Here is an 11,130-nt window from a genome sequence, read left to right as displayed (position 1 = left end):
TCGGCGCTGCTTTTCTATGGCTGCATGCCCACCAACCCGACATAACGATATAAAGATATCTTTATATCGCGCTTGACAAATGCCCCGCGATCCTGCCTAAGACGCGGGTCGAGGTTCCCCATCCCAGGCATGGCGATGGGGCTAAGACGGGAAGCCGGTGATGCCCCCTGCGGGCAAAATCCGGCGCTGCCCCCGCAACTGTAAGCGGCGAGCGGCGGTTCCAATTCGTGTCACTGGGCGCTGCACCCGCGCCCGGGAAGGCCGGAACCACCGCGTTGACCCGTGAGCCAGGAGACCTGCCTCCGACGCCATAACGTTCCTCGGACGGGGGTTCCTCCGGTGGATCGCGCTTGACGCGGACGGTCCACGGCGCACGCCATCCGGGCCTCGCTCACGCCTTGCGCGCTCTTCCATGCCCCTGTTCGTCAACAGCAGGTGAGTCATGACGAATAGCGGCTTTACGTTCACCATAAGCAGCATCCCGTTCGACGAGGACTATCGCCCCGCCGACACCACGCGCATCACCACCAATTTCGCCAATCTGGCACGCGGGGAGAGCCGCCGGGACAATCTGCGCAACACGCTGGTGATGATCGACCGGCGCTTCAATTCGCTGATGCATTGGGACAATCCGACGGGTGACCGCTACACCGTGGCGCTCGACATCGTGTCGGCCGCGCTGCGCATCGGCCCCGATGCGCAGGACGAGGCGTTTCCGCTGATCGAAATCCTGCACACGCGTGTCACCGACACGCGCAGCGGCGCGTGCATCGCCGGCATGGTCGGCAACAATTTCTCGTCCTACATCCGCGATTACGACTTCAGCGTCGTGCTGCCCGATCATCTGCGCCAGTCGGGCAACACCGGTGCGCCCGCCCAGTTCGGCGACCTGCACGGCAATCTGTTCAAGCATTTCCTGTCGTCGGACGCCTATCGCGAGCAATTCGACAAGCCGCCGGTCATCTGCCTCAGCGTGTCCAGCAAGCAGGTCTATCACCGCACGACCAACGTCCACCCCATCCTGGGGGTGGAATATGCGGCCGACACGCGTTCGCCCACCGATCTGTATTTTGCGAAGATGGGGATGACGGCGCGCTACTTCATGCCACCGCACAGCGTCGCGCCGCTCGCCTTCTACCATATCGGCGATCTGGTCGACGGCTATACCAACCTAGAACTCGCCAGCACGATCAGCGTCATGGAGACCTTCCAGAAAATCTACCGCCCCGAAATCTACAACGCCAATTCGGCGGCCGCCGCCCGCTATCAGCCCAGCCTGGACGAGCAGGATTATTCGCTGACCCGCATCGTCTACGATCGCGAAGAGCGCAGCCGCCTCGCCGTCGAGCAGGGCCGATTTGCCGAAGCCCATCTCATCAAACCGCATGGCCCCGCGCTGCAGCGCTGGTCGGCGACCTGCGGCCTGTGATCGCCCCGAACGCGAAGGTATCCTGATCATGACGACACTCCTGCCGACGACCACCGCGGGCAGCCTGCCCAAACCGGCCTGGCTCGCCCAACCCGAAACGCTCTGGTCGCCGTGGCGGCTGGAGGGCGACGACCTGACCACGGGCAAGCAGGACGCGCTGCGCCTCGCGGTCGACGACCAGCGACAGGCGGGGATCGACATCGTCGGCGACGGCGAACAGACGCGCCAGCATTTCGTCACCACGTTCATCGAACATCTGGACGGCGTCGATTTCGAACAGCGCGAGACGGTACGCATCCGCAACCGCTATGACGCCAGCGTTCCGACCGTCGTTGGTGCGGTGTCGCGCCCCGCGCCGGTCTTCGTCGACGATGCCCGCTTCCTGCGCGCGCAGACCCGCCAGCCGATCAAATGGACGCTGCCCGGGCCGATGACGATGATCGATACGCTCTACGACGCGCATTATCGCAGCCGCGAAAAGCTGGCCTGGGAATTTGCCTGCATCCTCAACGAAGAAGCCCGCGAGTTGGAAGCGGTCGGCGTCGATATCATCCAGTTCGACGAACCTGCGTTCAACGTCTTCTTCGACGAAGCGAACGATTGGGGCATCGCCACGCTGGAACGCGCCGCGCAAGGGCTGACGGCGAAAACCGCCGTCCACATCTGCTATGGCTACGGCATCAAGGCGAACACCGACTGGAAGAAGACGCTCGGGTCCGAATGGCGGCAATATGAGCAGACCTTCCCCAATCTGCAGGCCTCGACGATCGATATCGTCTCATTGGAATGCCAGAATTCGCGCGTGCCCATGGACCTGATCGAACTCATCCGCGGCAAGACGGTGATGGTCGGCGCGATCGACGTCGCGACGGATCGCGTGGAAACACCCGAAGAGGTCGCGGACACGCTGCGCAACGCGCTGCGCTTCGTCGATGCGGACAAGCTTTACCCCGCCACCAATTGCGGCATGGCCCCCCTGTCGCGCGGCGTCGCCCAGGGCAAGCTGCACGCGCTGGCGGCAGGCGCCGCGATCGTCCGCGCGGAAGTGTCGGCCTGATCATCCGGCACCGGGCTGACGGCGTCCGTCAGCCCAGTCCCTGCGACATCGCCCATTGGCGGAACAGCTCCGGCCATGCCGCCGCCGGCTTGCCGGCCGCGCGGCGCAGGCCGAAGCCGTGGCCGCCTTTCGCAAACAAATGAGTTTCCACGGAGACGCCCGCCGCCTTCAGCGCCGCGCGCATCGCCAGCGTGTTGTCGACGGCCACCGCATCATCGTCTTCGGCATGGACCAGAAAACAGGGCGGCGTATCGCGACGGACGTTCGCGGCCGGACTGTGCGCCTTCTCGAGTGCGGGCGAGGGATCGGGCCCGAGCAAGCGCGCCCGCGACCCCGCATGGGCGAGCGGCGGCGTCATCGACTGGACGGCATAGAGGAGTGCGGCGACGTCGGGCCGGGCGGACAGCCGGTCCGCCGCATCGACCGGCGCGTAGGTCGACCGGGCGAAGCGCGTCGCCAGGTCGCCGCAGACGTGGCCACCCGCCGAAAAGCCCATCGCCGCGACGCGATCCGGGCGGATGCCATAGGTATCGGCCCGCGCGCGGATCAGGCGCATCGCGCGCTGCGCGTCGGACAGCGCGACGTCGGGGCCTGCCGCCCACCCCTCGCCTGGCAGGCGATAGAACAGGACGAAGACCGTATAGCCTCGCTCCGCGAGCCAGCGGCCGATCTCATAGCCTTCCTTGTCGACGACGACCCAGCGATAGCCGCCGCCGGGCATCACCAGCACCGCGCTGCCATTCGGCACGCGGGGCCGGAAGACGACGAGCCGCGGCCGGGTGATGCCATGGACCGCGCGGTCGCGGACCGCCGGATCCGTGCTGCGCTCGTCGATCACCTCTTTGGGCGGCGTCGCGGGCATACCGGGGGCGCCGCCCGGCCATAACAGGATGGTTTCGGACGGATCGGCGGGGCCCACCCCCGCCGCGGGGCGGCGCGCGCGCGTCGATGCCGCCATGCCAGCCGCCGCCAGCGTTCCGAGCAATGCCTGACGGCGATCGATGCCAGCCACCCGCATATCCTCCATCAACGCGTGCGCCGGCGTTGATGACCGGCGCACCCACCCCCTCACATCTTGAAGCGCGCGCCGATCAGCACCGTTCGACCGAAGTGATTGTATTCGTAGTTCCGGTTGGCATCGAGATCGGTGTAGCGATCGCGATACTCGTCGGTCAGGTTGGTGCCCTCGAGCGACAGTTCGACATTCGGCGTCAGCTTGTAGCGGACGGAGGCATCGACGTTGATCGTCGAATTATAACCTTCGAAGATGTTGCCGGTGCCGCTGTTGGCATCGATATACGGCCCACGATAGCTGATCGACCCGCGCGCCGAGAACTTGGCGTCCTCATAGTAGAGCGTGCCGTTATACTGCCGCTTCGACAGACCGAACAAGGTCGCGTTGCGCGTCGAGCTGACGAGCGGCCCGAACGAGCAGGCCGCCGCTGGCGTGGCTCCCGGCACGCAAGCCGACACCGCCGGACCCTGTACCAGATAGTTCGCGTTCGAATCGACGAAGGTCGCGTTGGCGAGCACGCCGAAATTCTTGAGGAAGCCCGGCAGGAACTTGAACGTCGCCTGCAGCGCGATCTCCGCGCCCTTCAGCGAAGCGCCCGTGCCGTTCACCGTGGTGGTGATCGTCCAGATCGGCTGTGCCTGCTGCGCCGGGTTGAGCGCCGCGGGCGAAGACGCCGCGAGCACCGAGGTTGGCAGGCCGGTCGAGGTGAAGGTCGCGTTGGTGATCGACTGCGAGACCGGGAAGCTTTCAACGTTTTTCTTGAACAGCGCCACCGACAGGATCGACTGCGGCGCGAAATACCACTCCGCTGCGAGGTCGTAAGCGGCGGCACGGAACGGATTGAGCTGCGGATTGCCGAACGACACGCGATAGTTGAAGCCGTCGGCCGAACCGCCGGGCGTCAGATTACCGAGCGTCGGGCGCGTCATCACCTTGGCGGCGGAGGCGCGCAGGATCAGCTTCTCGGTCGGGAACAGCGCGAGGTTCACCGCCGGCAGCCAGTCGTCATAGTCGCGCTTCACCGTCACGACCGCACCCGAGTTGATGCCCGTCGATCCCTGGGCGGTGTGCGCGTAGCGCATGCCTGCGTTTAGCGCGTAGCGGAGGCCGGCGAGTTCGCCCTTCGCATCGACCTGGAAATAGCCTCCGCTCACCTCTTCGGTCACGCTGCGGTTGTCGCCGACGACCAGCGTCGGCGTACGGCTATACAGCTTGGTGTAGGCGGTGGCGGCATCGAGGTTGGGAACCAGCCATTGCGTCGTCGTGCCCGACGGCTGGCCCGCATTGCCGAGCGTGAACAGCTCGCTGAGCGCGGGCGTCACCTGATAGCCGTAGACGGCGTTGGGACCGAACGCGCTGGTCGGCGAACAGGTGATGGTGCCCAGCACCAGGTCCGTTCCGCCATTGCCGCAGATCGCCGTATCGCGCTGGAACGAGACGCTGTCGAAATCGAAACGACGGTACATGCCGCCGAGCTTCAGCGTATAGCCTTCGGCGACGTCCCATTCGGTCCGCAGCTGAGCGGTGCGGAACTTATTGGTCACGGTGGACGGGCGATCGCGGATTTCGGCGAGCTGGAAGTTCGCCGGATCGGTGACGCTCGTGCCGAAGCTAAGAAGCGGCGTGCGGCTGTTGGTGTAATCGAACTTGTAGCCCTGCGCGTCGCGATCGTCGAACACGACGGTAGTTTCCACCGGAATGTCGGCGGTCGACTTCGAGAAGCCGCCGAGCACCGTGAAGCGGAACGTGTCCGTCACGTCCTGATCCCAGCTGCCGCCAAGCTGGTAGAATTCCGTCTCCGATTGACGCTTGTAATGCTCGGTCCGCACCCACGCGTCGTTGAGCGTGCCTGAGACGAGGTTGTTCTTCGAATCGTACACGGGGTTGATGAGGTCGATCGAACGCTCGTTGGAACGCAGCAGCACCTCCGCCCATTTCTCTTCGCGCGTTTCCTTGAAGCGCGAATAGAGGCCGTCGATCGAGACCTTGGTTGCCTCCGACGGCGCCCATTGGACGCTGCCGGTGACCCCCAGACGCTCGCGGCCGTGGAATACTTCGCCATAGCGCGGGATGCGCGGGTGGAAGGCGAGCGCCGCCTGGTCGCACGCTGCGCTGGATCGGTAGAAGCCGCCCGCATTGGCGACAGGGGTCGTGCCGGTGTTGCTGTTATAGAAGCACGGCGTGCCGTTGACCGAATCGAACCGTGCCTGCGCCCAGCGCACCGTGTTGTTGCCGAGTTCGAGATTGTCGGTCTTCTGATACGCCGCCGATACCGACGCGCCGAACGTGCCGTCGGGCGATTTGTACGACAGCAGCCCGGCGAGGCGCGGCCGCGTGTTCTTGCTGAGATCGTTGTAGCTCGCCTGCGCCGACAGCACGCCGGTGAAGCCCGTCTTGCCGCCCAGCGGGTTGCCGGTGTTGAGGTCTACGACCGCGCCCAGTGACCCTTCGTCCAGCGACGCTTCCGCCGTCTTGTGGACAACGATCGAGTTGAAGAGCTCCGAGGCGAAGACGTTGAAGTCGAAGGCGCGATCACGGTTCGATGAGGCGCCGTCGGTCGAGGTCGCCACCGTCTCCAGGCCGTTGACGCGCACGCGGGTGAACTGCGCGCCAAGACCGCGGACGGTGATCGCGCGGCCTTCGCCGGCGTCGCGCTGGATCGAGATGCCGGGAATGCGCTGCAGCGATTCCGCGAGGTTCTGGTCTGGGAACTTCGCGATGTCTTCGGCGACGATCGCATCGACCGAAGACACCGATTCGCGCTTAACATTCAGCGCGGCGTCAAGGCTGCGGCGGAAACCGGTGACGACGATATCGGGCGCGGCGCCGTCGCCGTCCTGCTGCGGTGCGGTCACCGCCGCGCCGTCCGCGGCCTGCGGCGTCGCTTCCGTCGTCGTCGGCACGACGGCGGTCTGGGCGGGGGACGGATCGGTGTGGGTCGGCGTTCCCGGTGACGCGGTGGCCGGGATCTGCGCCGCCTGCGCCAGCGCTGCACCCGGCATCGCCAGCGCCAGGATCAGCGCGCCCGCAGAAATCCCGCGCAACTGCCCTGCGCGCACCGTCTTCCGTATCGCAACACCGTTCGCCATCTTGCTCTCCCCTGCGGCGAAACCGCACTGACACCGGTTACGGACACGAACGGTGTGACCGGAACCGGATTCATGATGAGGAGGGCCTTTTGCCGCGGATTTTCCGCGCGCCGTCTCGATCCTCCCCGGACATCGCAGGTCTTCGCCTGCTGATCCACGTCGTGTGTGCGTCCTGTGGTAACCGGTGTCAACAGCCTTTTTGGCTGATGCCTGTTAGTCTTGCGCCGATGTGGCGTGGTCGCGTCAGGTGCCGGGCTGGATGTAGGGCACGCGCGCGAACAGCTCGCGCTGCCAGCGGCGGGGATCGTTCTCGACGCGTGATTTGGCGTCGAAGATCATCGTCGCGCGGCGGCCCAGGTCATAGGCCGGCCAGGGTGCAAGGCCGGTGCGATTGGGCGTACCGGTCCGCGCGAAGGTGACGAAGCGCTCCTGCATCGCCGCACTCGCCGCACGGGCGTCGGCAGCCTGCCCCGTCTGCGATCCGGTCGCCCCCAGCGTGCCGAACACCAGCGGGATATCCATCGTATGGAAAGCACCGCGACGCGGATCGGTCCGCGAAGTGAAATCGACCTGGTAGACGAATCCGGGCACGCCCGCCGCCGCCCGCGCCTCCGCCTCGATCACCTGCCCGCGCCAGCTGCGTCCCGCGGTCGTCGCATCGTAGAAGACCTGCGTCGGCGACCAGGTCGGAAAATGCGCGCGATATTGCGCGACGACCCATTCGGGCAGGATGTCGATCTTGAGTTCGGGCGCCATCCGGTCGGCGAGATTGTCCCAGCTCAGCCCCCGTAGCGTTGGCGAATCGGGCGACAGGAAGCCGCGCGTTTCGTCATGGACGTTGCCGAGCATCATCGGGATGCCGTTGCCGATCGGATTGGCGTCGGGCCAGAACGGGTGACGGGTCAGCCAGTGCATGTCGAGCACCGGCCCGAAATAGAGCCCGCCGCCCAGGATCGGATCGCGTGTGTCGAGCGCCTCCACCAGCCGCTGCGTCGGCACCGCCAGCACCGCCGACAGGTCGTGTTCGGGCACGCGCAGCGCGGCCAGATAGGCGCGGGCGCGCTCGGTCGCGTGCAGCGGACCCGAGGCGGTCACCTGCTGTCCGCTCATCGTCGCAGCGCGGTGGAACAGGCCGCGCGCGGCGGGCATGCCCATCAGCGTCGCGATCTTCGCGCCCCCACCCGACTGGCCGAAGACCATCACCCGCCCCGGATCGCCCCCGAAGGCGGCGATATTGTCGCGCACCCATTGCAGCGCCAGGATCAGGTCGAGCTGCCCGACATTGCCGCTATCGGCAAAGCGCGAGTCGAACCGCGCGAGGTAGAGATAGCCCAGCGCGTTGAGGCGGTGGTTGACGGTCACGACCACCACATCGCCGCGCGCCGCCAGCGCCTGCCCGTCGTTGAGCGGATCGGTGACGCTGCCGTTCGAATAGGCCCCGCCGTGGATGTAGAGCATCACCGGCTTGCGCGCGCGGGGATCGGCCTCCTCGGTCCAGATGTTGAGGTACAGGCAGTCTTCGTCCTGCGGGCCATAGGGGCCGCGCTGCGGACAGACGGGCCCGAAGGCGTCCGCCGCGATGGTCTGGCCGGGCGCTGCGAAGGCGACCGGCGCGCGGAACCGTGGCGCGGTGCCGTAGCGGATACCACGAAACGCGCGCACACCGCCGTCGCGCGTGCCGATGAAATTGCCCACGCGCGTACGAACCGCGCCCGGCGGCGCGGCCCCCGTCGCCGCGCTCGCGAGCAGAGCGGCGCTCCCGCCGATCGCCGCCCGCCGCGTCCAGCCCTCAGCGCCGGACATCGAGCCCGCCGGCCAGATAGGCGTCGAGATCGGCCTGGCGGAACAATGCGGCGTCCCCGGGCAGCGAGTGTTTGAGCGCGGCGAGCGCCAGTCCCGTGCGCGCGGCGTCAGCGATCCCCGCGCCCGTCTCCAGCGCGTGCAGCACGCCGGCGGCAAAGGCGTCGCCGCCGCCGATCCGGTCGACGATGCCGGCAAGCACCACTGTCTCGGTCTGCGCCGTGTCGTCGCGCGTGTCGATCCGCGCCGACAGGTGGTGCAGGTCGACATGCTCAACCTCGCGCGCGGTCGATGCGATCGTCTGAAGGCGGGGGAAAGCGGCAAAGGCGGCCTCGCTTGCAGCCCGGCGACGATCTTCGCCCTCACCCGCAAAATCGTCCCGGCCCAGCAGCAGCGCGATGTCGCGATGGTTGCCGAACATCAGGTCGGCGTGCGCGACGATGCCCGACAGGATCGCGCGCGGATCGCCGTTCCAGCGCGCCCACAATTTGCCGCGCCAATTGCCGTCGAACGAAATCGCGATGCCGCGTGCCGACGCCGCCTCGACCGCAGCAAGCGCGCTTTGCGCCGGGACCGGGCCGAGCGCAGGGGTGATGCCCGACAGATGCAGCCGGGTGACGCCGGCGAGCAGCCTGTCCCAGTCCCAATCCGCCGCCGACGCCTCGGCGAAGGCAGAGCCGGCGCGGTCGTACAGCACTTCGGTTGCCCGCAGGCCCGCGCCCGATGTGACGAAATACAGCCCCATCCGGTCGCCGCCGCAGGCGATGCCGGACGTGTCGACGCCATGCCCGCGCAGGGTGGCGATTGCGGCGCGCCCCAGATCGTTGTCCGGTACGCGGCTGGCGAACCGCACGTCGTGCCCCAGCCGCGCGAGCTGCGTCGCGACATTGGCCTCCGCCCCCGCAACCCAGACGTCGAGCCGCGGCGTCTGCATCAGCAACTCGCGCCCCGGGGGCGACAGGCGCAGCATGATCTCCCCGAAGGCAAGCAGCCGGCTCATCGCGCCAGCCACCCGCCATCGACGGCGAGGATATGGCCCTGGACGTACGCCGCGGCGTCGGAGGCGAGGAACACGGCTGCGCCGCCGAGGTCGGCGGCATCGCCCCAGCGCCCCGCCGGAATGCGATCGAGGATCGCGGCGTTGCGCGCTTCGTCGGCTTGCAGCGCGGCGGTGTTGTTGGTCGCAATGTATCCCGGCGCGATCGCATTCACGCTCAGCCCATGCTTCGCCCATTCGTTGGCGAGCAGCTTGGTGAGGCCCCCGATCCCCGACTTCGACGCGGTATAGCTCGGCACGCGGATGCCGCCCTGGAAGGTCAGCATCGAGGCGATGTTGATAATTCGCCCCCTGCCCTGCGCGATCATGTGGCGCCCGGCGGCCTGGCAGAGGAAGAACACCGACTTCAAATTGGTGTCGACCACCGCATCCCAATCCGCTTCGGTGAAGTCCACCGCATCGGCGCGGCGGATGATGCCGGCATTGTTGACCAGAATGTCGAGCCCGCCGAGTCCCGCCACCGTCTCGTCGACGATGCGCTGTACAGGCGCGATGCTCGACAGGTCAGCCGACACGATCAGCGCCCGGCGGCCGAGATCGCGGATCGCGGCGGCGGTATCTTCGGCCGGGGTGCGCCCGACCAGCGCGACGTCCGCGCCCGCTTGCGCCAGCGCGATCGCGATCGCCTGCCCGATGCCGGTGTTCGCACCGGTCACGACCGCCACGCGGCCCGAAAGATCGAAGGGGTTCATCGTTATGCTCCTCCCCTCCCTGGAAGGGAGGGGCCGGGGGTGGGTGGGGTCCGGGGAGACGGTGGCCGGCCGGCAGCGCTCGCCCGTCCGTACCGCGAGCACGCCACCCCTCCCCGACCCTCCCCTGTCAGGGGAGGGAGGATCGGCTTACGCCAGCTGGCAGATATCCAGCACGTTCATGTCGGTATAATCCTGGTTCTCGCCCGCCATCGCCCAGATGAAGGCATAGGCCTTGGTCCCGGCGCCCATATGGATCGACCAGGGTGGGCTGATCACCGCTTCCTCGTTCTGCATCACGATGTGACGCGTCGCCTCGCCCTCGCCCATGAAGTGCATGACGCGGTCGGTATCGAGATTGTCGAGCTCGAAGTAGAAATAGATTTCGCTGCGGCGCTCGTGAATGTGCGGCGGCATCGTGTTCCACACGCTGCCGGGCTTCAGCACGGTGAGGCCCATCACCAGCTGCGCGCTGTCGCAGATGCCGGGGATGACGAGCTGGAAGATCGTGCGCTCGTTCGATTCGGCGAGGCTGCCGCGCTCGAGCGCATTGGCGTCGGCGATGCCGAGTTTGCGCGTCGCATAGGCCTGATGCGCCGGGCACGAGGCGAGGTAGAAGCGCGCGCCGTCGCCGGAAAACTGAACGTCCTTCGCGCCCATCGTGACGTACAGGCAGTCCTTGTTGCCCAGCGTGAAGCTCTCGCCATCGACCGTCACAATGCCGTCGACCTTGCCGACGTTGACGACCGCCATCTCGCGGCGTTCGAGGAACGGGTGCCCCGCCGCCGATGCCGGCTCGGTCTGGTCGGGCAGCTTCACGCTGCCGCTCGCCACCGCGACGCCGCCGATCACGAAGCGCTCGGCGTGCGTGTAGTTCAACACGCACTCGCCGTCGCGGAACAGCCCCTGGATCAGATAGCGGTCGCGCAACTCGTCGTTCGACACGCACTCCATCATGTCCGGATGCGTCGCGTAATAGGTCCGGTCGTACATG

General features: G+C 67.0%; 8 protein-coding genes and 1 riboswitch. Of the genes, 2 read left to right on the top strand and 6 right to left on the bottom strand.

Annotation, left to right across the window (positions count from 1 at the left end):
- Positions 1–94: 94 nt before the first annotated feature.
- Positions 95–318: riboswitch (cobalamin riboswitch) on the top strand.
- A 124-nt stretch (positions 319–442) separates the two neighbouring features.
- Entirely contained in the window at positions 443–1,429 is a 987-nt protein-coding gene (locus SPHME3_RS0107375) for a putative oxygenase MesX (protein WP_017979811.1), read from the top strand.
- A gap of 28 nt (positions 1,430–1,457) precedes the next feature.
- Entirely contained in the window at positions 1,458–2,486 is a 1,029-nt protein-coding gene (locus tag SPHME3_RS0107370; protein ID WP_024310380.1) for a methionine synthase, read from the top strand.
- Between the two features lie 28 nt (positions 2,487–2,514).
- Here SPHME3_RS0107370 and SPHME3_RS0107365 read toward each other — a convergent pair whose 3' ends face one another.
- The 6 genes from SPHME3_RS0107365 to kduI all read right to left on the bottom strand — a co-directional run bounded on the left by SPHME3_RS0107365 (position 2,515) and on the right by kduI (position 11,129).
- Entirely contained in the window at positions 2,515–3,504 is a 990-nt protein-coding gene (locus SPHME3_RS0107365; protein WP_018250655.1) for an alpha/beta hydrolase, read from the bottom strand.
- Positions 3,505–3,554: 50 nt separating this feature from the next.
- Positions 3,555–6,590 carry a TonB-dependent receptor gene (locus SPHME3_RS0107360; protein WP_017979814.1) on the bottom strand — a complete coding sequence of 1,012 codons (3,036 nt, stop codon included), beginning with the start codon at positions 6,588–6,590 and terminating at the stop codon, positions 3,555–3,557.
- Between the two features lie 243 nt (positions 6,591–6,833).
- The gene (locus SPHME3_RS0107355; protein ID WP_017979815.1) at positions 6,834–8,393 is read right to left on the bottom strand and encodes a carboxylesterase/lipase family protein; all 1,560 of its coding nucleotides are present in this window, start codon (positions 8,391–8,393) and stop codon (positions 6,834–6,836) included.
- Positions 8,380–9,390 carry a sugar kinase gene (locus SPHME3_RS0107350; protein WP_017979816.1) on the bottom strand — a complete coding sequence of 337 codons (1,011 nt, stop codon included), beginning with the start codon at positions 9,388–9,390 and terminating at the stop codon, positions 8,380–8,382. The genes SPHME3_RS0107355 and SPHME3_RS0107350 overlap by 14 nt, the downstream gene beginning before the upstream one ends.
- Complete coding sequence (gene kduD, locus SPHME3_RS0107345) at positions 9,387–10,139, bottom strand: 2-dehydro-3-deoxy-D-gluconate 5-dehydrogenase KduD (protein WP_017979817.1); 753 nt, start codon at positions 10,137–10,139, stop codon at positions 9,387–9,389. The genes SPHME3_RS0107350 and kduD overlap by 4 nt, the downstream gene beginning before the upstream one ends.
- 147 nt (positions 10,140–10,286) lie before the next feature.
- The gene (kduI, locus tag SPHME3_RS0107340; protein WP_017978069.1) at positions 10,287–11,129 is read right to left on the bottom strand and encodes a 5-dehydro-4-deoxy-D-glucuronate isomerase; all 843 of its coding nucleotides are present in this window, start codon (positions 11,127–11,129) and stop codon (positions 10,287–10,289) included.
- Position 11,130 lies beyond the last annotated feature (1 nt).

This window comes from Sphingomonas melonis DAPP-PG 224 (genome assembly GCF_000379045.1).
Classification (GTDB): domain Bacteria; phylum Pseudomonadota; class Alphaproteobacteria; order Sphingomonadales; family Sphingomonadaceae; genus Sphingomonas; species Sphingomonas aquatilis.
The sequence above is the reverse complement of the archived record's forward strand: the minus strand, read 5'-3'. Positions and strand labels throughout refer to the sequence as shown.

What these genes read in the sequence shown, in the direction of transcription:
- SPHME3_RS0107360 (WP_017979814.1), bottom strand. Translation starts at nt 6,590, where the DNA reads ATGGCGAACGGTGTTGCGATACGGAAGACGGTGCGCGCAGGGCAGTTG.
- SPHME3_RS0107350 (WP_017979816.1), bottom strand. Translation starts at nt 9,390, where the DNA reads ATGAGCCGGCTGCTTGCCTTCGGGGAGATCATGCTGCGCCTGTCGCCC.
- SPHME3_RS0107355 (WP_017979815.1), bottom strand. Translation starts at nt 8,393, where the DNA reads ATGTCCGGCGCTGAGGGCTGGACGCGGCGGGCGGCGATCGGCGGGAGC.
- SPHME3_RS0107365 (WP_018250655.1), bottom strand. Translation starts at nt 3,504, where the DNA reads ATGCGGGTGGCTGGCATCGATCGCCGTCAGGCATTGCTCGGAACGCTG.
- kduD (WP_017979817.1), bottom strand. Translation starts at nt 10,139, where the DNA reads ATGAACCCCTTCGATCTTTCGGGCCGCGTGGCGGTCGTGACCGGTGCG.
- kduI (WP_017978069.1), bottom strand. Translation starts at nt 11,129, where the DNA reads ATGTACGACCGGACCTATTACGCGACGCATCCGGACATGATGGAGTGC.
- SPHME3_RS0107370 (WP_024310380.1), top strand. Translation starts at nt 1,458, where the DNA reads ATGACGACACTCCTGCCGACGACCACCGCGGGCAGCCTGCCCAAACCG.
- SPHME3_RS0107375 (WP_017979811.1), top strand. Translation starts at nt 443, where the DNA reads ATGACGAATAGCGGCTTTACGTTCACCATAAGCAGCATCCCGTTCGAC.